The organism is Natronococcus amylolyticus DSM 10524 (assembly GCF_000337675.1).
Classification (GTDB): domain Archaea; phylum Halobacteriota; class Halobacteria; order Halobacteriales; family Natrialbaceae; genus Natronococcus; species Natronococcus amylolyticus.
Genome location: NZ_AOIB01000028.1, coordinates 114,640 through 133,906, shown reverse-complemented (window position 1 = coordinate 133,906; position 19,267 = coordinate 114,640). Strand labels below are relative to the sequence as shown.

Annotated in this window: 20 protein-coding genes; 16 read left to right on the top strand and 4 right to left on the bottom strand. The window is 66.0% G+C overall.

The window, feature by feature from the left end; genetic code table 11:
- Window positions 1-418: 418 nt before the first annotated feature.
- On the bottom strand, window positions 419-610 hold the full coding sequence (locus tag C491_RS13755; protein WP_005557308.1) for a hypothetical protein: 192 nt from the start codon (window positions 608-610) through the stop codon (window positions 419-421).
- Window positions 611-994: 384 nt separating this feature from the next.
- Here C491_RS13755 and C491_RS13750 point away from each other — a divergent pair, with 384 nt between their 5' ends.
- From C491_RS13750 to C491_RS13720, 7 genes are all read left to right on the top strand, one after another.
- Window positions 995-1,225 (top strand): hypothetical protein, encoded by a 231-nt coding sequence (locus tag C491_RS13750; RefSeq protein ID WP_005557306.1) that lies wholly within the window; start codon window positions 995-997, stop codon window positions 1,223-1,225.
- 227 nt (window positions 1,226-1,452) lie between these two features.
- Complete coding sequence (nosZ, locus tag C491_RS13745) at window positions 1,453-3,360, top strand: TAT-dependent nitrous-oxide reductase (protein ID WP_049891949.1); 1,908 nt, start codon at window positions 1,453-1,455, stop codon at window positions 3,358-3,360.
- Window positions 3,361-3,380: 20 nt separating this feature from the next.
- Window positions 3,381-4,148, top strand: coding sequence for a hypothetical protein (locus C491_RS13740; protein ID WP_005557302.1), 768 nt, complete (start codon window positions 3,381-3,383; stop codon window positions 4,146-4,148).
- Entirely contained in the window at window positions 4,141-5,541 is a 1,401-nt protein-coding gene (gene nosD, locus C491_RS13735; protein ID WP_005557301.1) for a nitrous oxide reductase family maturation protein NosD, read from the top strand. The genes C491_RS13740 and nosD overlap by 8 nt, the downstream gene beginning before the upstream one ends.
- The gene (locus C491_RS13730) at window positions 5,522-6,493 is read left to right on the top strand and encodes an ABC transporter ATP-binding protein (protein WP_005557299.1); all 972 of its coding nucleotides are present in this window, start codon (window positions 5,522-5,524) and stop codon (window positions 6,491-6,493) included. The genes nosD and C491_RS13730 overlap by 20 nt, the downstream gene beginning before the upstream one ends.
- On the top strand, window positions 6,490-7,422 hold the full coding sequence (locus tag C491_RS13725) for an ABC transporter permease (RefSeq protein WP_005557297.1): 933 nt from the start codon (window positions 6,490-6,492) through the stop codon (window positions 7,420-7,422). The genes C491_RS13730 and C491_RS13725 overlap by 4 nt, the downstream gene beginning before the upstream one ends.
- Window positions 7,419-7,982 carry a nitrous oxide reductase accessory protein NosL gene (locus C491_RS13720; RefSeq protein WP_005557295.1) on the top strand — a complete coding sequence of 188 codons (564 nt, stop codon included), beginning with the start codon at window positions 7,419-7,421 and terminating at the stop codon, window positions 7,980-7,982. Before C491_RS13725 ends, C491_RS13720 begins: the two co-directional genes overlap by 4 nt.
- A gap of 81 nt (window positions 7,983-8,063) precedes the next feature.
- Here C491_RS13720 and C491_RS13715 read toward each other — a convergent pair whose 3' ends face one another.
- Both C491_RS13715 and chrA read right to left on the bottom strand, forming a co-directional pair.
- On the bottom strand, window positions 8,064-9,395 hold the full coding sequence (locus C491_RS13715) for an MFS transporter (RefSeq protein WP_005557293.1): 1,332 nt from the start codon (window positions 9,393-9,395) through the stop codon (window positions 8,064-8,066).
- Between the two features lie 107 nt (window positions 9,396-9,502).
- Window positions 9,503-10,903, bottom strand: coding sequence for a chromate efflux transporter (gene chrA, locus C491_RS13710; protein ID WP_005557291.1), 1,401 nt, complete (start codon window positions 10,901-10,903; stop codon window positions 9,503-9,505).
- A 197-nt stretch (window positions 10,904-11,100) separates the two neighbouring features.
- Here chrA and C491_RS13705 point away from each other — a divergent pair, with 197 nt between their 5' ends.
- The 8 genes from C491_RS13705 to C491_RS23295 all read left to right on the top strand — a co-directional run bounded on the left by C491_RS13705 (window position 11,101) and on the right by C491_RS23295 (window position 17,852).
- Window positions 11,101-11,667: a hypothetical protein gene (locus C491_RS13705; RefSeq protein WP_005557289.1), complete on the top strand. Its 567-nt coding sequence runs from the start codon at window positions 11,101-11,103 to the stop codon at window positions 11,665-11,667.
- Between the two features lie 63 nt (window positions 11,668-11,730).
- Window positions 11,731-12,213: a DUF892 family protein gene (locus C491_RS13700; RefSeq protein ID WP_005557288.1), complete on the top strand. Its 483-nt coding sequence runs from the start codon at window positions 11,731-11,733 to the stop codon at window positions 12,211-12,213.
- Window positions 12,214-12,402: 189 nt separating this feature from the next.
- The gene (locus C491_RS13695; RefSeq protein ID WP_005557286.1) at window positions 12,403-13,074 is read left to right on the top strand and encodes a helix-turn-helix domain-containing protein; all 672 of its coding nucleotides are present in this window, start codon (window positions 12,403-12,405) and stop codon (window positions 13,072-13,074) included.
- Between the two features lie 78 nt (window positions 13,075-13,152).
- On the top strand, window positions 13,153-13,371 hold the full coding sequence (locus tag C491_RS13690) for a hypothetical protein (protein ID WP_005557283.1): 219 nt from the start codon (window positions 13,153-13,155) through the stop codon (window positions 13,369-13,371).
- 215 nt (window positions 13,372-13,586) lie between these two features.
- A complete protein-coding gene (locus tag C491_RS13685) occupies window positions 13,587-14,012 on the top strand; it encodes a hypothetical protein (protein WP_005557282.1) in 426 nt (141 codons plus the stop codon).
- Window positions 14,013-14,188: 176 nt separating this feature from the next.
- Complete coding sequence (locus C491_RS13680; RefSeq protein WP_152421333.1) at window positions 14,189-14,977, top strand: helix-turn-helix transcriptional regulator; 789 nt, start codon at window positions 14,189-14,191, stop codon at window positions 14,975-14,977.
- Window positions 14,978-15,245: 268 nt separating this feature from the next.
- Window positions 15,246-17,696 carry a CARDB domain-containing protein gene (locus C491_RS22950; protein ID WP_160167159.1) on the top strand — a complete coding sequence of 817 codons (2,451 nt, stop codon included), beginning with the start codon at window positions 15,246-15,248 and terminating at the stop codon, window positions 17,694-17,696.
- 9 nt (window positions 17,697-17,705) lie between these two features.
- Window positions 17,706-17,852: an FmdB family zinc ribbon protein gene (locus C491_RS23295; RefSeq protein WP_005557277.1), complete on the top strand. Its 147-nt coding sequence runs from the start codon at window positions 17,706-17,708 to the stop codon at window positions 17,850-17,852.
- A gap of 83 nt (window positions 17,853-17,935) precedes the next feature.
- Here the strand turns inward: C491_RS23295 and C491_RS13670 are convergent, their stop codons facing one another.
- Window positions 17,936-18,277 carry a cupin domain-containing protein gene (locus C491_RS13670; protein WP_005557275.1) on the bottom strand — a complete coding sequence of 114 codons (342 nt, stop codon included), beginning with the start codon at window positions 18,275-18,277 and terminating at the stop codon, window positions 17,936-17,938.
- Window positions 18,278-18,367: 90 nt separating this feature from the next.
- Here C491_RS13670 and C491_RS13665 point away from each other — a divergent pair, with 90 nt between their 5' ends.
- Window positions 18,368-19,264 (top strand): ABC transporter substrate-binding protein, encoded by an 897-nt coding sequence (locus C491_RS13665; RefSeq protein ID WP_049891946.1) that lies wholly within the window; start codon window positions 18,368-18,370, stop codon window positions 19,262-19,264.
- Window positions 19,265-19,267 lie beyond the last annotated feature (3 nt).

The following is a 19,267-nucleotide window of genomic DNA, read 5'->3' as shown; positions in this document are numbered from 1 at the left end:
GCAACGAACCGTTTCTGTCACCGGAGGAACGACGAGACGTGGAAGATCGCTGTTCGACCGATTGAGTTGCTGTGCGAAGCCCCCATCTCGAGCGAGGGAGCGGTGACGACCGCCTGTGGCGGCGCCGCTTCGAGAGGAGCGAACAGCGGCAAAGACCACACTCGTCTCCGTCAGGAAACGACCTCGACGTTCTCGGTAGCCGTTACGAAATGCGGTGGAGCACCTGCTCCGGACGGACAGTCGGTCGGAAGGACTGCGTTCCGTGAGATCCATCGTCGAACCTGCGTTCGCTCCTCGTAGTCGCCCCGCCAGAGGGAAGGGAACACCGAGTTCGCGTCGCGTATCCGGTGTCGCTCGTGAAATGCCATATCTGGAGGAATTCTCCAGAACCGTCGAATCGTGTTTCGCGACGGGGCGTTCAAGCCGCGAGTTTCGTACGAACCAGCAGGGAGAACTCCACGACGATCATGAACAGCGCGGCGAGCAGCGAGACCCAGAGAACGGTGGTCGGGAGGACATCGAGCAGTACGAGCGAAGCTGCGGCGGCAGCGGCGAGCAGGACACCCGTGACAACCTGAGTGGAACCCAGCGTGTCGAGCACGGTTACCATCCGCCACCATTCGGTAGCTGTGGCTTAGTGTTTGTCCCTGGCTGGTCCGAGCGCGTGCCAGTTACGGGTTCGCGCGGAAGCGTACCCCGAAAACCGCCGAGTCCGACGGATGGTACCTCGGCACCTGCTCGCGAGCGGAGAGATCTCCTGCTGTGGGGCGTATCACGCGAGCGGTAGCCATGCGAGTGACACCGTCAATAGTAGTCTTGCTCGGCGGCGACTACTACACGGGCCGGACGCTCAGTCCCGACGGGGGGACACGATGCGCTGACGGGAACCGATCCACAACACGTCACCGGCGGAACGCCTCGAGGACGAGGCATCGAACACTCCGAGGCACCCGTTCGCTCCCGGTAGTCGGCCGTTCGGCGGCGGAACGTCGCCGTGCTTCTCGAGGACGGGATCATCGGGACCGATCGCACCGAGCGGGTCTTCGAGAAGCCGACCGGCGAGCGGACCCAGACGAGTGTCGACAGGGAGCCGATCTCCCGACACCCGGTCGATCGATGCCGCAATCCGCCGGAACGGTCGGAGATGAACGCGAAACGAGCGGGTTCGAACGGTTCGGACGCCGATCGCACGGTGCTCGCTCGAGCAGGCGTCCGCTACTGCTGACGAACGTGAGTGGTGCTACCCCAGTTTCATAATATTTCCTACCTACGCCTCTGGAGAATAGGAGTGAGCGGTAGAGGAACTACACCGCCAGGATACGTGTTCTTTCGGCCGAACCAGTTCCCCCCTATATTCCCAAGTGACGGGAATCTGAAACAGCCATAACGTCGTGTCCGACGGAGTGTGACCTGTACAGGTGCAGGAACGTCCACCGCGACAACCCCAAGACGATGACAAAATCACATGCGTCCGAACCGACAACCCCCGAGGAACCGACCAGCACGACCGCGGTAGACGACAGAGATCCGCTCTTCGCACGAATTCCGCGGCGTGACTTCATGATCGCGGGCGCCGCCACCGGGATGATGGGATCGCTCGCGGGCTGTACCGGACTGCTCAGCGACGACGAGCAGGTCTCGGCGGCCGACGTCGACACGGAGGTCCCGCCGGGCGAACACGACGACTACTACGCGTTCCTCTCGGGCGGCCACTCCGGCGACATCCGCGTCTACGGGGTTCCCTCGATGCGCCAGCTCATGCGCATCCCCGTGTTCAACGTCGAGAGCGCTCGAGGGTACGGGTTCGACGACGAAACCCACGAGATGCTCCAGGAGTCCGGCGGCTACACGTGGGGTGACACCCACCACCCCCGCGTCAGTCAGACCGACAACGAGTACGACGGCGAGTGGCTGTTCGTCAACGACAAGGCCAACGGTCGGATGGCCCGGATCGACCTGAAGTACTTCGAGACGGACGCGATCATCGACCTGCCGAACCACCAGGGAACCCACGGCGCATGTATGCTGATGCCCGACAGCCGGTACGTCTTCGGCGTCGGCGAACTCCGCGTCCCGATTCCGAACGACGGCCGCGACCTCGACGATCCCAGCGAGTACGGGTCGACGCTCTCGGCGATGTCGCCGGACCCGTTCGACCACGAGTGGGACGTTCGCGTCGACTGTAACCTCGACAACGGCGACTCGGGCAAGGACGGCGAGTGGTTCTTCACGACCAGCTACAACAGCGAGGAGGGCGTCACCGAACGGGAGATGACGGCGGCCGACACCGACTACGTGGTCGCCTTCAACATTCCCCGCATCGAGGACGCGATCGACGCCGGCGAGTACGAGGAGATAAACGGCGTCCCGGTCGTCGACGGCACCGAGGACAGCTCCCTCAACGACGGCGATGAACCCCTGGTCCGGTACATCGACGTCCCGACAAACCCCCACGGCGTCAGCGTCACGCCGGACGGACGGTACGCGATTGCCTCCGGCAAGCTCGACCCGACGTGTACGGTCATCGAGATCGATCGGCTGAACGAGGTCGACGACCCCAACGACGCGATCGTCGGTCGCGTCAACGTCGGGAACGGCCCGCTGCACACCGCCTACGACGGCCGCGGCCACGCCTACACGACGCTGTTCGTCGACTCCCAGGTCGTCAAGTGGGACATCGAAGCCGCCGTCGAGGCCGAGAAGGGGTCTGAGGACCCCGTCATCGAGAAACACGACGTCCACTACAGCCCCGGCCACCTGATCGCCGCCGAATCCTACACCGGCGATCCGCAGGGCGACTGGCTGATCGTGCTGAACAAACTCTCGAAGGATCGGTTCCTCCCGGTAGGCCCGGTGTTCCCCGAGAACGACCAGCTGTTCTACATCGGCGACGACGACGCCGGGATGGAGCTGGTCAAGGACACCCCCACCTACCCCGAGCCCCACGACGCCTCGATCGTCCGGGCCGACCGGCTCGATCCCGCCTCAGTGTACGACCCCGACGACCTCGAGCTGGATTTCATCTCGGCCGACGACGAGGAGAACTTCATCGAGCGCGACGGCGACCAGGTCCGCGTCGAGATGTACAACCAGCGCAACCACTTCGGCTTCGAGGACATCACCGTCCGGGAGGGCGACGAGGTCACCATCAGGTCGACCAACATCGAGAGCGAGGAGGACATCATCCACTCGCTGGCGATCCCGCAACACGACGTCAACGTCAAGCTCGCCCCCCAGGAAACCCGCGAGGTGACGTTTACGGCCGACGAGCCGGGCGTCTACTGGATCTACTGCGCGTACTTCTGTAGTGCGCTCCACCTCGAGATGCGCTCGCGGCTGCTGGTCGAACCGGCCGACTGACCACACCCCACCCATCCGCCATGTCAAAACTCAACGACCTGTCCGAACTCCGTCGCGTGCTCCCGCTCGCAGCGGCGGCGCTGTTGCTCGTCGCGATCGCGCTCCCGATGTGGCGGATCACGCTCGAGGCGCCGCAGTACCCCGACGGATTGTTCGTCGAACTGTACGCCTACCCCCGCCTCGAGGGCGACGTCGCCGAAACGCAGGGACTCAACCGGTACGTCGGGTTCTACTACCCGGATCCCGTCTACCTCGATCCCAACTACGACGTCAATCCGAACGCGATCGCGGTCCCCGAGTGGTCGGTCGGCCCGCTCGCGTTCGTCGCGGTCGCCGCAGCGGGCGTGTTCGTCGCGCTCGCGCCGACGGTCCGCAAGCTGAAGCTCGGGCTGACCTGCCAGCTCGCTGGAACGATAACGGTGTTCGTCGCGATGTTCGCGCTGATCCAGTACCGGCTCCACCAGGCCGGCCACGCGCTCGATCCCGACGCGCCGATGCGCGGCATCGAGTCGTTCACGCCGCCGCTGCTGGGCACCTACGAGATCGCCAACATCAGCGGGCTCGCCTGGTTCGGTTCCGGCGGCTACCTCGCGCTGGTCGCGATCGCGTTGCTGGTCGCAGCCTACGCGTTCCGGGACTCGACGGCGACCGTCGGCGACGTGCCGACGATCGTCTCGGACCGCCTCGAGCGGACCCGGACGTGGATCCGAAACCGACGCGACCGGAGCGATTCGCCCCGGCCGACCGCCGCGGACGACGCCGACGCGGAGGTGAGCCGCGATGGCTGACCGCGTCGCGGCTGACCGCGAAACGTGGTTCGTCGTCGTCGCCGTCGCGGTGCTCGTCGTCTTGCTGGCGGCGGCCGCCGTCGCGGCGACGGACGGCTCCGACGACCGCGAGGCGACCGTCGAGGGCTGGACGCCCGACGTCTCGGACCCCCGCGACGCGGAGGCGCCCGGCGAGTCCGGCGTCGCGACCGTCGACGGCCAGGAGTTCGACTCCGTCCAGGACGCCGTCGACGCCGCCGAGCCCGGCGACACCGTCGTCCTCGAGGGAGTCTTTGAGGAGCGCGTGACGGTCGAGACGGAAGGACTCACGCTCGAGGCCACGGGCGAGGGAGCGCTGATCGACGGCGGCGGCGAGGAGACGGTCGTCCACGTTGCGGCCGAGAACGTGACCCTCGAGGAGCTGTGGATCCGCGAGTCGGGCCACGATCGGAGTAGCGAGGACGCTGGCGTCCTCGTCAACGGGTCGGAGTCGACCCTCGAGGACGTCCGGATCACGGACGTCACCTACGGCGTCTGGATCGGCGAGGCCGAGGACGTCACCGTCGCGGACGCGACGATCGCCGGCCGCGAGGACGTCTCCGAGGCCGAGCGGGGCAACGGGATCCACCTCGACCGGGCCGACCGCGCCGAGCTCCGGGACAACGAGATCACGACCGTCCGGGACGGGATCTACTTCTCGTGGTCCGACGGCGTCGACGCCACCGAGAACACGATGTGGGAGCTGCGCTACGGCGTCCACTACATGTACTCCGACGACAACCGACTCGCGGGCAACGTCGCCTTCGACAACGACGTCGGCTTCGCGATCATGGTCTCGGAGAACCTGACGGTCGTCGACAACGTCGCGGTGAACAACGACGGCCCGAGCGGTCAGGGGATCCTCGTCAAGGACGTCGACCGCACCGAAATACGGGACAACGCGGTTGTCGCCAACCGCAACGGGTTCTACGTCTACAACGCCCACGGCAACGAGCTAACCGACAACCTGATCCTCGAGAACGAGGTCGGAGTCCAGTTCACGGCTGGCAGCTCCGACGAGCTGGTCATCGGCAACAGCTTCGTCGCGAACGGCCAGTCGGCGTACGCGCCGACGACCGCACAAGTCACCTGGAACGACTCCGAGCGGGGCAACTACTGGTCCGACGCTCGAGCGGTCGACCTCGACGGCGACGGCATCAGCGAAACCCGCCACCAGCCCGCGGGGGCCGTCGAGAGCATCGTCCGCGAGCAGCCCCAGGCCGCCGTCTTCGCCGAGAGCCCGGCGTTCGACGCGGTCCGGATGGCCGAAAGCTCGTTCCCCGTGATCGAATCGCCCGGCGTGGTCGACCACCGGCCGCTCGCCGAACCGCCACACGACGACTGGAGGGAGTACTATGCAAATCACGATCACTGACGTTCACAAACGCTACGGCGACGTCGTCGCCCTCGACGGGCCGACGTTCGAGATCCCGTCCGGGTCGACGTTCGGCGTCCTCGGGACGAACGGCGCGGGAAAGACGACGCTCTTCGAGCTGCTGGTCGGCCACGACAGCCCCGACGCGGGGCGGATCGAAGTCGGCGGGATCGACGTCGAGCAGGCCGGCCACCGCGTCCGCGAGCGAGTCGCCTTCCTCCCCGAACACGCCGGCTTCCCGCCGGCGATGACCGGGCGAGAGGTGCTCGACGTCCACGCCCGCATCAGAGGGCTCGGCGCGCGCACGGAGCGCATCGACGACGCCCTCGAGACGGTCGGCCTGGCCGACGCGGCCGACCGGGCGGTGGAGGGCTACTCCAACGGGATGGGACGACGGCTCGGACTCGCGTCGGCGCTGCTGGCCGAGCCGCCCGTTCTCGTGCTCGACGAGCCGACGGCGGGGCTCGACCCCCGCGGCGTCGCGACGTTCCACGAGATCATCGAGCGGATCGATCGTGAGACCGACGCGACGGTCGTGCTCTCCTCGCACGTCCTGAGCGAGGTCGAACGACTCTGCGACGCCGTCGCCGTCCTCGAGGACGGCCAGCTTCGCGCGGTCGGCGCCGTCGACGAGCTGCGGGCGGCGGGCGACGGGCGCGTCACCGTCGCCGTCCGGCCTGCGAACGAACGGGATCGGTCGCGGGTCCTCGAGACGATTCAGCGGTACGGTGAAGTAACCGACTCGGGCGGGGAGTTCGCGGTCGCCTGCGGGCGCGAGGCCGCCCTCGAGCTCTCGGGCGCGCTCGAGGCCGACTTGGTCGATCGCTTCGAGGTTCGCGAGCCCGGGCTCGAGGCGGCGTTTCACGAGGCGCTCGCGGGAACAGAGAGCGGATCGAGTGAGGGGGCTGTCGACGACGAGGTCGTCGGTGAAACGGAGGTGAGCGCGCGATGACCGATCCGAGGCGGTCGAACCCGCAGCAGTCGACAGCCGGGAACGACGAGCCGCGACCGAGAGCCGACGGCGGCTACGGGACGGTGGCGGACGCCGAGATCGGGCGAGCGAGCGAGTCGGGCGACTGGTACCGACAGCTACGGGCCGTCGCCGAAACCGAGTACCGGCTCGCGGTGCGGGGCCGGTGGGCGATCGCGCTCACCGCGGTCTTCGCCGCGTTCGCGCTCGGGCTGACGACGTTCAGCGGCTCGAGCGTCAGCCCCGAGGGGTTCGAGCGAACCGTCGCGAGCCTCGCCGTGCTCGCGGTCTACCTCGTTCCCCTGGTCGCGCTCGCGTTCGGTTACGACGCCGTCGTCGGCCGCGAGGAGAGCGGCTGGCTCCGGACGCTGTTCGCGCTCCCCGTCGAACGGGCCTGGATCGTCGTCGGAACCCTGATCGGGCGGGCGGTCGTCCTCGCGAGCGCGACGATTCTCGGGTTCGGGGTCGCCGGCGGCTTCCTGCTGCTCGAGTTCGGCCTCGGCGGGTTCGACGCCTACGTCCAGTTCCTGCTGGCGGCCGTTGGGCTCGGGCTCGTCTTCCTCGCGGTCGGGGTCCTCGTCTCGGCGCTCGCCCGGGAGAAGACCCACGCGCTCGGGATCGCCCTGCTGATCTGGGCGTGGTTCGTCCTCGTCCACGACCTGCTCGGACTCGGCATCGTTGCGGCGTTCGACCTCTCGGGGACCGCCGTCTCGGCGATGTTGCTCGCGAACCCGACGGGGATCTTCCGCGCGCTCGTCCTCGGCTCGCTGGGGGCCGCCGGTGACGCCGGCTTCGCCACCGTGCTGGCCGAGTCCGGTCTCTCGACGGGGGTGCTGCTGGGAGCGCTCGTCGTCTGGATCGTCGTTCCGACCGTTCTCGCGGCGCTCGCGATACGGAGGCGACGGCTATGAGCTGTCCGCGACGCCGCGTCCTCGTCGGTGCCGGAACGATCGCGACGGCAGCGGCGGTCGGGCTGGCCGGCTGTCTCGGGGATGGCGAGGCGACCACCGAGGAGTCGGCCGAACCGATCGCCCTCGACGGCGGGGCGACGTGTGACGCCTGCGGAATGGTGATCGAGGAGCACTACGGCCCGGCCGGCCAGCTCTTTTACGCAGACGGCGGCCCGGAGAGCAGTGATGGACCCGCCCGGTTCGACAGCCTCACCGAACTCGTCACCGTCTACGAGGAACGCCGCACTCGAGGTGACGAGCTCCGTGCAGCCTTCGCCACCGACTACTCGAGCGTCGACTACCGCCTCGAAGAGCGGGAGGGAGTGCAGTATATCTCGACGCACGTCGCGGCCGACACCTTCGTCGACGCGACCGAACTGGTCTACGTCGTCGACAGCAGGGTCAAGGGGGCGATGGGCGAGGAGTTCGTGCCGTTCTCCGATCGGGAAGAGGCGTCGGCGTTCGCCGACGAGCACGGCGGCGAGGTCAGTGCGTGGGAGGAACTGGGAGCCATCGAGTGAAATCCGCACCCGTGTCTCGAGCGGGACCCGTCGAGGGCGCGGGCTCGAGGTCCTCGGAACAGCGCGAATGCAGCGCACGGGCTACCGATAGGCCTCGAACTCCTGGCCGAAGAGCGCGAAGTAGACGACGCCGATCATGCCGATGACCGTTGCGATCGTAAAGGAGAGTTCGGGATCGACAAACTGCCAGAGGAATCCGCCCAGCGCGCCGCTGGGAATTACGATTGCGCCGCGGATCAGGTAGTACGATCCCGTTACGCGACCGCCTGCGCCCTGCTCGGCGGGCCCGACCACGAGCGCCTTGTGAGCGGGCAGGCCGGCAAATCGCAGCCCCGAGAAGGCAAACAGCGCGATCAAGAGCCACGTTTCGTCGATTCCGCCGACGTACTGGGGACCGAAGATCAACAGTACCGGGAAGATCGCGTAGACGAAGAATCCCAGCCCGACGACCGGTTTGAGGCCGACGTACTCGGCGATCTTTGCCGCCGGCGCCATCGTCAGCAGCGCGACCAGCATCTCGATGCTCAAGAGAAGGCCGAAGAAGGCCGCGGGCGAGAGGTCGATCGTACCGACGACGGGAAGGGAGAGCGTCAGTCCGATCTCGAGCAGCTGGGTGATCACGAGGATGAAGAAGGCATACACCATCCCGTTGGCAAAGCGGACGAACGTGTCGGCGACCAGCAGCGGTCGCAGCGGATCCGGGAGCGCCCGCAGGTCGTCGACGATCTGACCGACGCCCTCGAACTCCTTGCCCACCGAGTCCTCATCGGCCTCGTACAGCAGGTGCTGGGCGATCGTTCCGAGGACGGCGAAGACGATTCCGATGGCGAGCACCCAGAGGAAGTCGGGCATGAGCTCGTCGGCGACGAGAACGGCGACGATCAGCGGCGCGATCAGGAACGCGGTCCGACGGAACGTCTCCGTGCTGGCGAAGCCCTGCGCTAGTCGGCTCGGTTCGGTCGCCTGTTTGACGATGGCGTAGTGGCCGCCGATGCCGAAGGACTTCCAGCACTGCGCCAATAGTAGACCGACGAACACCCACACCCACGGCTCGAGGACGACGGCGCCGAGGTCGATCGCCGGGATGTACGCGGAACCGAGCCAGATCGCGAAACCGAACGTCGAGAGGAAGCCGAAGACGGTCAGCGCGTACCGTGATCCCACTCGGTCGGAGATAATTCCACCGTAGTAGGGGTAGACGGCGCCGATGACGTTGCCCAACGTGGCGAACAGGCCGACGACGAACCCGCCCGCGCCGAGGTAGACCAGATAATCCGGCAGGAACCGGTTTGTCATCTGGAACCCGAGACTGAACGCGAACATCGCCAGCGAGAGCACCAGCACGTCCCGCTGCAGCGAGAAGAACTGGCGAAACGGTCCGAAGAGGTCGGCGGTTTCGCGTTCCGTGCTCATCTACAGATCGTATTGAACAGCGTGGTAAATACATTTTACTATACCAGATAGTTAGTCTCGAGAGCGCCGACGGTTCCGAACCGAGGGGAAATTACCCAGCGACGGAGTCAAGCGAGGAAGAAGGCGCCGACACCGATCGCGCCGCCGGCGGCGATGAGGTACGCGGCGTGGACGCCCCGGACGAACAGCCAGTAGGTGACGAGCGCCAGCAACACGGCGAACAGGTCGAGGACCGCTCCGGCGGCCGGGATCGGAACGGTCGGCTGCTCGACGAAAAACGACTCCTCGGCGAGGATGACCGTCGCGCCGAGGATCGCCCCGATGACGGCGGCGTTGACGGCGACCAGAGCGGTCTGGACGAGTTCGTTCTCGCGGACCCTCGCGAAGTAGGGAAAGAAGCCGATGATGAACGCGAAGGAGGGACCGAACGCGCCGATCGTCGCCACGAGCGCGCCGATCACGGCGACGGCGACGACTCCACCGGAGACGTCGAGCATGAGCTTGTAGCCGACGAACGCCGTCGTCATCACGACCGGACCGGGCGAGAGCTGTCCGATCGCGATCCCGTCGACGAACTCGCGTCCGGTCATCCAGCCGAACTCACTGACCACGTAGGTCTCGATGAAGGGGATCAACACGAGCCCGCCGCCGTAGATGAACGAGCCGGTGTAGATCATGAACGCGAACAGCTGGATCCAGGGGTTGGCCCAGAGCGCGATCAACGCACCCCAGATCGGACTGGTCTCGAGCGCGCCGCGAACGGCGGGACCGAGAGCCTCGAGGACCCGATCGCGGAGGACGAACAGGAGTCCAGCGACGGCGCCGAGGATCGCCCACGGCGCCAGTCGGCGCGCGTTCGCCCGGACCCAGTCGGAACGGTAGACCGCGACGCCGACGAGCCCGGACGCGATGAACAACAACACCGGGTTCGGACCGAGGGCGGCCTGAACGACTGTGGTCGCGACAAGCAGGACGACGAGCAGGTAGTCGACGGTCCACGATTCACCCCGGACCTCGAACTCGGTGTCCGTTCGCCCCTCCTCGAAGGCGCTTCGAGTCATCGAGTAGCAGGCGCCGACGATGAGGCCGATGACGACGGGGTTAATCCCGTAGAACACCGCCTCGACCGCGGGAACCTGCTGGTAGGCGAAGTAGAGCCACGAGAAGAAGACGACGAGAACGAACGTCGGCAGCATGAAGAAGAAGCCGGCGACGAGCGCGCCCTTCGTCCCGGCGTAGATCCAGCCCATGAAGATTCCGAGCTGGGTCGAGGCCGGTCCCGGAAGCATGTTACAGATCGCGAGCCCCTCCATGAACACCGACTGATCGGTCCACTCTTTGCTGTCCTCGCCGACGAGGTCGTCCTCCATCATCGCGATGTGGACCATCGGACCGCCGAAGCCGACGATCCCGATAAAGAGGTAGTATCTGGCGACCTCGAGGAGTTTGGCAGGGGTGGCGCGGCCGCGGTACTCCGTCTGCGCCGCGTCGGCCGTCGCGTCAGCCATCGCTCTCGGCGGTCGATCGATCGCCGTCGGGCAGCCGTCTTGCGCTCGTGGATGGCACAATCTTCATGCCGATCGGGGTGTCATCTCGACGCATGAGATAACGTCACGATGTTCGGGTAAATATATTCCTATTTATAGGGTATACTGAATATAGTATCATTGCTGGCGGACCGGAGCCGAACGAACACGACGCAACCATGACGGACCGAAAGAACGCGATGTTGACGACCGAGGATCGTCGGTGGCTCACCGGGGAGAAGTCCTACGAGGGTGAGCACGCCAAACAGCAACGCTACCAGCGCCGACGCGACATCCGCAAGCGGGTCCACAACACGATTCTCGATTTCACGATCCTGTTCGAGCACCTCGAGGAGGCCGAACGGGAGAAGCTCTTCGAGCGCCTCGCGGACGGCGACGAGGACGACGAGTTCACGGCGGGGCTCCGAGACGGGCTGGCCTTCATCCTGTACAACGCGGGGATCACGGAGGCGATGCTCGAAGAGCGCGCGGCCGGAACCGAGTCGACGGCGGAACGGCTCCTCCGGGAGGCCGTGTACGCGGCCGGGAAGCGAGACGAGATCCTCGTCGAGAACGTCGACCTCACGATCGACGCGACCCGTGCACCGATCGCGTCGATCCTAGAGGAGCTGCGGGCGGGAAACGAGGTGTCGACCGCGGAGCTGTGTCTCCTGCTGGAGAGCGAGGCGGTCGACACCGAGGACGCCCGAAACTGTATCAGGGAGCTGGTTCTCGATGCGGAGTGAGCGACTGGGACGGCGGGCAGAGCTATCCGACCGATATCCGTACACGCCACGCGAGAAACGATCATGAGTATCAAAACTGAAGCGGACATGTTCGAGCGGGAGCTACAGAAGCTGTACCACGCGGAACTCGAGATCCTCGATCTGAACGGCGACCTCGCGGAGGCGGCCGCCAGCGAGGAGATCCGGGAGCTGTTCGCTGGCCACAGGGAGGATACGGTCGCACAGATCACCCGGATCGAGGAGATCTTCGAACTGGCCGAGCTTCCCCTCGAGGAACGGGGCAGTCCAATCATGGAGGGGTTGCTCGCGGAGAAAGACGAGTTCGTCAACGAGGTCGAGAGCGACGAGCTGCGCGATCTCGACGCGATCGGGGTCGGCACGATCAACGAGCGGATCGAGATCACGCTGCTTGATCGGCTGGTTCTGCTGGCCGAGAGCCTCGACCACCCCGAAGCGGTGGTGAATCGGCTCGAGCAGAATCGGTCCGAAGCCGAATCCGCGCTGCGGAAGATGCAGGAGTTCCGGGAGCGAAGGCGGGAGAGCTGAGACGGACGTGCCAGCGGTAAGAAATCGTCGCCAACGGCCGTACATCCGGTACTGATCGACAGTATGTCTACAACTCCATTTATGAATTGAACGATGGAATAGTCACCCGCAATCGGGGTCGGAAACTCGGATCACACTGTTGCAGGGTCAGGTGCCGGTTTTCAGTGTCTCGAGCCGAAAGAACGGTGCATGAGCGTCGTCGCCGAGTTCACGATTCCCGCCGACGCCTTCGCGCTGGAACACACGTTCGAGACCGCGCCCGACGCGACGGTCGAGATCGAACGGCTCGCGACCCATAGCCGCGAGTGGGTGATGCCGTTCCTGTGGGTGACGAGCGACGACCTCGAGGTCGTCGAGCGCGCCCTCGAGGCCGACCCCGACGTCGAGGAGGTCCGAACGCTCAACGTCACCGACGACATCGGCTACTTCAACGTCCGCTGGAGCGAGGAGGTCCAGCAACTGATCGACGAGGTCGTCGACCAGCACGGGATCGTACAGGAGGCGGAAGCGAAGGACGGACGTTGGTACCTCAAGTTGAAGTTCGTCAGCGAGAGCGTTCTCGAGGAGTTTCAGGCATACTTTCGCCGGCAGAATCGCACGTTCGAACTCCAGCGACTGTACCGAGGGATCGAGCCGAAGGAACGGCGATACGACCTCACGCCCGAACAGCGGGAGGTGCTCACGACCGCCCAGGAGATGGGCTACTTCGAGGTCCCCCGCGAGACGCAGATCGAAGAGCTGGCCGCAGAGCTCGACATCTCGACGAACTCGGTCTCCCAACGACTGCGTCGGGCGACGGACAACCTCGTCAGGAACACTCTCACCGTCTCGACCCCGAGCGGGCTGCCCGACGCGAACTGAGGTGTACCAGCCCCGGTATAAATACCCTCGACTTCAATGCAGAGTAGGTTTCGACCAGGGCTGTCTTGGGTCCGACAGATGAACGATCGTTCCGGCCGCGACTCGGCGGCCGATTCGGACGCCGACGCGGAGACGACGCGGAAAGTCGCAGCGGTCTGTACTACCTGCGGAAAAGCCTACGCCTCCGAACAGCGAGCCGACGGAACTATCCGACCGATCGGACAGCGAACGGGGTGTAAGTGCGGCGAAACGTCGTTCGAGGTCGTCGACTCGACAGAGGCTGCCGCCGACGACTGAGCAGTGGTTTCGGACCCGTCGTGGGAACCGGCTCTGACGGGATCCGCTTCCCTTCAGCAACGCAACCAAAGGCGGGTCTTGAGCGAGGATGATGACGAACGTGCCGAAGGGATGACCCGGCAAATGGGGGCCGTTCGATCGGCGAGGGGTGTTCGGCGATCGCGTGTTAGTTTGATGGCGACGCCGACGGTACGACCCGCCGGAGGTATCCAGCCATGCACACGGCGGATTCGGTTACGGACGGCGATTCGGAGACGGCGGCACCGCGCCGGCGAACGGTACTCACGGCGCTGAGCGCGCTGACGGGGGCAACTGCGATCGGCTCCGGAACGGTAATGGCACAACAGGACGGCGGTCGGGTCGAGACTCGAGGCTGCGGCGACGAGGACCTCACACCTGAGGATTGGTCGACCGGCGCGATGACCGTTCGCGCCTGCGAGGGAAGCGGCGGCGAGGTGACCCTCGAGGTTACCGGCAATGTCTCGACGGACCGCCACGTACGGGACCCGCGACTGTTGCCCTCGAGCGAGACGCTGTTCGTGTCGGCTGGCCAGCGCGGCACCCTCTGGTTCACCGGTCGAATCGTGGGGCTCTCCTGTTCGAGTTCCGCGCTCAACATCGGGATCGCACACCGCGGGTGAGACCTCACCAGACAACTCACCCGGCCTTCCACACAGCTCCACTCGGTCCGGCGTCGCGAGCGATCGCGTCCCCTCGTCGCCGATAGGACAATTTTTCAGCCGATTCGGTTCGGATCGTGTTGACTAGAGTAAACTGTGTTCCCGGCAAAGCTATCAGTGTCGGGGTGAGTTCACACATGTCCACTACGACGGGGGTCGACGGAATGTGCTTTCTGACGCAATCGTCCGTTCGGATCCGGCTGCTCGAGACGCTGTACGACGAGCAGCGGCTCCGGAAGCGGGAGTTGCGAGGACGGTTCGACGCCTCCCGCGTGACGGTTCGGCGCAACGTCGCCGCGCTCGAGGAGCGGGACCTGGTCGCGGTAACGGGACGGACCTGCGAGATCACTCCTCTCGGGGAGCTCGTGGTCGAGGACGTGCTTCCCGCGCTGTCGCTGGTCGACGTCGTCGAACGGCTGCGGCCGTTCGTGCGGTGGTTTCCCGACGACGAACTCGAGTTCGATCTCCGGGCGCTCGAGGACGCGACGGTTATCGCTGCGTCCTCGAGCGATCCGTACGCGCCCGTAAACCGCCACATCGAGGCGATGGAGCACGCCGATCGGTTCCGGTGTCTACTTCCAGCCGTCGGCCTACCGGCGATGACGGTGGCACGCGACCGCGTCGTCGACGGCGGAAGCGAGCACGAGCTGATCTACGGTCGCGAGATCGCCGTGACGGTTCGGAGCCAGCCGGAGTACGAACGGCTGATCGACGAGATGCTCGAGTCCCGTAACTGCGAACTGTACGTCGCGGACCGCGGGCTCGAGTTCTATCTCGGCCTCTTCGAGGACGGCGTCCAGCTCGGCGTCGAGAACGACGACGGCGTTCCTCGGGCTCTCGTCGAGACCGACGCCGAGGAAGTTCGCGAGTGGGCCGAACGAACCTACGACCGCTACCGAACGCGAGCCGATCCCTTGATGCCCTGAACCATACGCCGACCACCCTCTGAGCCACCGGGCGAAAGACGCACCGAATATCCCCCGTTCTTCGATCAGGGGGTGTTCGCGGAACACCGAATACAACTTTTGTGTGTTGTGAGATAGCAAATACCATGCTTTGTCAAAGGAGGGAGCGTACGGCCCGGACGGACGGCCCCCCAGCGGATCGGGTGGCAGGTTCCTCGACGGCGGACAGCAAGCGACGAGACAACGCCGCGGGATGCTCGCTCGAGGAGACACACCGGGAGCGATCACGATGACAGATAACGACTACGCGGGGAGCAAGTCACGCCGAAACGGGCTCCCGAAGGATCGAATGAGACCTGCGGACGGCCGGACCCTGGCGGTGGGGAGACGGGCGGTACTCCGGTTGGGCGCTGGAACGGTCGCGGCCGCACAGCTCCCGTCCGCGCTCGCGCAGGCGGACGACGAACCCGGTGAGAGCGACGCACCCGGCGGAAGCGAGGGGGTTCCCGCCGATGCGGTAGCCGCGATCGAGGACGGCGTCGCGGAGGGGATCGAGGCCGCGCAAGCGGAGGGCGTCGACGCGAGCCCGGAACAGGAGACCGCACTCGAGGAGAGCGCCCTCGAGGCGGCGGCTCGGTACCCGGACGCGGATCTCGACGCGATCCGGGCGGCGACGGCCGGCGCGGCGGAGGGCGCGTTGCTCCCGTCTGAGCCGCTCGAGAACGACGGCGACGAAACACTGCTGACGACGCTTTCGACGGCTCGCGGCTCGGTTCAGTCCCGAACCGCGACGCCCGCCGAGGCGATCAGACCGGCCGTAACCGGCGCCGTGGCGGGCGGGCTCTCCCAGTACCAGGAGGTGACCGTCGAACAGCTCCAGTACGTGACGAGGGGCGTCTGTGGCGGCGCGGTCGTCCAGCGACAGCGCGTAACCGTCCGGCAGGTACAGGTAGCCGCGTTCGGCGCCGCGCGAGGCTGCGTCCGCTCGATCGTCCAGTACCAGGAGGTGACCGTCGAGCAGATTCAGTACGTCGCTGACGGCGCCGTACAGGGTTGTCTTACCGGGGTCGTCCAGCACCAGCGGGTGACCGTTCGACAGGTTCAGGCCGTCGCCTCCGGCGTCGCGCAGGGTGGGATCTCGGCCGCCTTCCAGTACCAGGAAGTCAGCGTCGAGCAGGTCCAGTATCTGACCGGTGGTGCCGCGTGGGGTTGTCTCACGGGTGTTGTCCAGCATCAGGAAGTGACCGTCGAACAGCTCCAGTACGCCGCAGCGGGGACGACTCAGGGAGCCGCCAGCGGCGTTGTCCAGCGCCAGACGGTCGACGTGCGGCAGGTCCAGTATGCCGCGCAGGGGGCTGCACAGGGCGCGGTACAGATCCAAGAGGTCGACGTACGCCAGATTCAGTCGATGGCCTTCGGCACCTCGAGCGGCGTCGTCTCGCGCGCGGGCGACGCGACGCCCGAACAGCTCAGATCGGCCGCCCTGGTGACGGATCGGACGGTCGGCGAACTCGTCCGCGATCGGCCCGTCTCCGACGAGGAGCTGCAAGCGATCGCGGCCCACACCGCGGGGGAGACGGTAGAACACGCCGTCGAGACCGAGACCGACGACGAGGGCGAACTCGAGCAGCGGGCGAGCGAGTCGGCCGAGGAGGGGTTCGACGATCCCGAAGGGCTCGAGGAGCCCGAGGACCGGCCGGAAGAGCCCGACGAACTCGAGGACGAGGAGGAGTTCGAGGAGCCCGCGGAAACGGAAAGGCTCGAGATCGCCGCGTTCGACGTCGACGACGCTGTCGCAGTCGGCGAGGAGCTTGAGGTGACCGTCGGGCTCCGGAACCTCGGCGACGAGACGGTCACCGAGGACGTCGTCCTGGAGATCGACGGGGAGGAGATCGAGACCGAATCGGTGGAAGTCGATGCCGAGAGCGAGGAGACCGTCGAGTTCGCCTACGAGACGAGCGACGACGACCTCGGCGATCTCGAGGTTGCGGCCCGGACCGACGACGACGAAGCGAGGGCGACCGTCGAAGTGAGCGACGACGACGCACCCGCGGAGTTCACGGTCGAGATCGTCGACACTGGCGAACCGCTCGAGGCCGGCGGCACCCTCGCGGTGGTCGTCGAGGTCGAGAACGTCGGCGACGAGGACGCGACCCAGGAACTCGAGTTCTTCGTAGACGATGCGCTCGAGAACACCGAGTCAGTGTCGCTTCCCGGCGACGAGGTGGAGACGGTCGACTTCGAGCACGAGACCGAGCCTGCAGAGGACGATCGAGAGCTCGCGATCCGGGTCGAGAGCGAGGACGACGTCGACGAACGAACCGTGCCGGTGTCCGGGGTCGAGGAGGACGAGGAGCCTCCCGCCGACGACACGGATGAGGATCCCCTCGAGGATGAAGGCGAACCATCCGAGGAGCCGCCGGTCGACGAGGACGACGATGACCCACCGACCGAAGAGGAACCGATCGAGGAGCCGCCGACCGATGAGGACGACGATGACCTACCAACCGACGACGATGATCCACCCGAGGAGGACGACGACGATCCCACCCCCGATGACAGCGAGCCCGAGGAGCCAGACGAGGGACCGCCGAGCGAAACGGACGATCTCCCGGACGACGGCGCGGGGCCCGAAGACGAAGGTAGTGACGACGCATCCGTCGACGGCGAAGATATCGGGTCGGGGATCGGAGACGGCGCGGAACCGGAGGACGACCTGCCCGAAGACTCGTCGGCGTAAACGCGCAGAATGAACGTACTCGAGTCGCTTCGGGAGCTACTCGACGGCGACGACGTCGTCCTGTACGAGTGTCGCAGGTGCGGGACGACGTTCTCGACGGAGACGACCGAGTGTCCCCGATGTGAGTCGAACGAGATCGCTCGGTACGAGTGGTGAGCTACCGGACGTTTCGGCGCGGGTTCCGACGTGGAACCGGGTTTCGAGGACGGCGGTGACGGTCCGGTGGCCGTCGGACGCGGTCACCCATTACCCCAGTCGGGCCGTTCCCGCGGCGGAGCGAGAACGCCGATTCCGACAGCGGGGTCGGACGATCGGTTCTCGGCGCCGTGACGTTCCCGGCTCCGAAAGTGATAGCAGTCCCCGGGCTCGAGCCGTACCTCCTCGCCGTCGGCTATCGCGACCAGCGTTCCCTCGAGCATGTAGCCGATCTGTTCGTTGTCGTGTTCGTGAACCGGGAGGGTCGCTCCCGGATCGATGCGCCAGTACTTCACGCTCGCCTCTCGTCCGGTCGCGAGATCGGCGAGGTAGACGCCGTCGCTGACCTCCTCGAACCCCGCGTCGCCGGTGTGTACCTTCTCCATGATAGTAAGTCCCACGATACACATCCACAACGCCTCTTATAAAAGTTGACGAGAAAGGTTTATCAGTGAATTCGTGATCATTGTGACTGCATGGCAGACAATAACACACTCAAACTGTTCCACCTCCCGTTCTCGTTCGTATTGCCACAGCGGGTGGCGGTCGAACGGGGGTACTTCGAGGACGAGGGACTCGACGTCGACCTGATCGAGCGCGACCGCGGGTCCGTCGAGATCAAGTATATCCCCGCGGAGGAGACGCTGACAGGCGACTACGGAGTCGACCTCTACCCCGTCTGTAAGTGGGAGAGTCTGAAGCGAACGTGGGGGATGGGCGACGGCGAGGTCGTCGCGAACGGCACCTTCGCCGACCAGCCCTACACCGTGTTCACCCGACCGGAAACCGCGATCGAGTCGCCGGCCGATCTGGCCGGGGTCGAGGTCGCCGTCAACCGCCGGACCGGACAGGAATACACGGCGATGCGGGCCCTCGAGGAGCACGTCGCCCCCGAGGACGTCTCGCTCGTCCACTACGGGATGCCGACCGATCGACTACGAGCGCTACGGGACGGCGAGGTCGACGCCGTCACGCTGCTGGATCCCCAGTCCACGCTGGCCGAGCAGCTGGGGTTCGAGCCCGTCCTCGAGTTCGAGAACCACATGGGGATCGTCGGCGGCGACGGCGTCGACTCCGACCTGCTCGAGGCGTACGTCACCGCCTATGGCCGGGCCGTCCGCGACATCAACGAGAATCCGGAAGCGTTCCGCGAGGAGTACCTCGAGATGCTCGAAAAGGACGCCCGCGTCGCGCCCGACCTCTTCGAGGACGTCGACATGGACGCCCTTCGAAAGCGGGTGACGGTGCCGCGCTACGAGGTGCCGGAGCTTGCCGACCGGGACGATCTCGGCGCCCAGCTCGAGTGGATGAAAGAGCGCGAGCTGATCGACGACGAGGCCGAGATCGACGCCATCGTCGCCTCGCTAGGGTGATCG

Bases quoted from the DNA above. Each gene is read 5' to 3' on its own strand.
- nosZ (WP_049891949.1), top strand. From the start codon at position 1,453: ATGACAAAATCACATGCGTCCGAACCGACAACCCCCGAGGAACCGACC.
- C491_RS22950 (WP_160167159.1), top strand. From the start codon at position 15,246: ATGACAGATAACGACTACGCGGGGAGCAAGTCACGCCGAAACGGGCTC.
- C491_RS13740 (WP_005557302.1), top strand. From the start codon at position 3,381: ATGTCAAAACTCAACGACCTGTCCGAACTCCGTCGCGTGCTCCCGCTC.
- C491_RS13725 (WP_005557297.1), top strand. From the start codon at position 6,490: ATGACCGATCCGAGGCGGTCGAACCCGCAGCAGTCGACAGCCGGGAAC.
- C491_RS13685 (WP_005557282.1), top strand. From the start codon at position 13,587: ATGCACACGGCGGATTCGGTTACGGACGGCGATTCGGAGACGGCGGCA.
- C491_RS13680 (WP_152421333.1), top strand. From the start codon at position 14,189: ATGTCCACTACGACGGGGGTCGACGGAATGTGCTTTCTGACGCAATCG.
- C491_RS13705 (WP_005557289.1), top strand. From the start codon at position 11,101: ATGACGGACCGAAAGAACGCGATGTTGACGACCGAGGATCGTCGGTGG.
- C491_RS13720 (WP_005557295.1), top strand. From the start codon at position 7,419: ATGAGCTGTCCGCGACGCCGCGTCCTCGTCGGTGCCGGAACGATCGCG.
- C491_RS13695 (WP_005557286.1), top strand. From the start codon at position 12,403: ATGAGCGTCGTCGCCGAGTTCACGATTCCCGCCGACGCCTTCGCGCTG.
- nosD (WP_005557301.1), top strand. From the start codon at position 4,141: ATGGCTGACCGCGTCGCGGCTGACCGCGAAACGTGGTTCGTCGTCGTC.
- C491_RS13670 (WP_005557275.1), bottom strand. From the start codon at position 18,277: ATGGAGAAGGTACACACCGGCGACGCGGGGTTCGAGGAGGTCAGCGAC.
- chrA (WP_005557291.1), bottom strand. From the start codon at position 10,903: ATGGCTGACGCGACGGCCGACGCGGCGCAGACGGAGTACCGCGGCCGC.
- C491_RS13730 (WP_005557299.1), top strand. From the start codon at position 5,522: ATGCAAATCACGATCACTGACGTTCACAAACGCTACGGCGACGTCGTC.
- C491_RS13665 (WP_049891946.1), top strand. From the start codon at position 18,368: ATGGCAGACAATAACACACTCAAACTGTTCCACCTCCCGTTCTCGTTC.
- C491_RS13715 (WP_005557293.1), bottom strand. From the start codon at position 9,395: ATGAGCACGGAACGCGAAACCGCCGACCTCTTCGGACCGTTTCGCCAG.
- C491_RS23295 (WP_005557277.1), top strand. From the start codon at position 17,706: ATGAACGTACTCGAGTCGCTTCGGGAGCTACTCGACGGCGACGACGTC.
- C491_RS13690 (WP_005557283.1), top strand. From the start codon at position 13,153: ATGAACGATCGTTCCGGCCGCGACTCGGCGGCCGATTCGGACGCCGAC.
- C491_RS13755 (WP_005557308.1), bottom strand. From the start codon at position 610: ATGGTAACCGTGCTCGACACGCTGGGTTCCACTCAGGTTGTCACGGGT.
- C491_RS13700 (WP_005557288.1), top strand. From the start codon at position 11,731: ATGAGTATCAAAACTGAAGCGGACATGTTCGAGCGGGAGCTACAGAAG.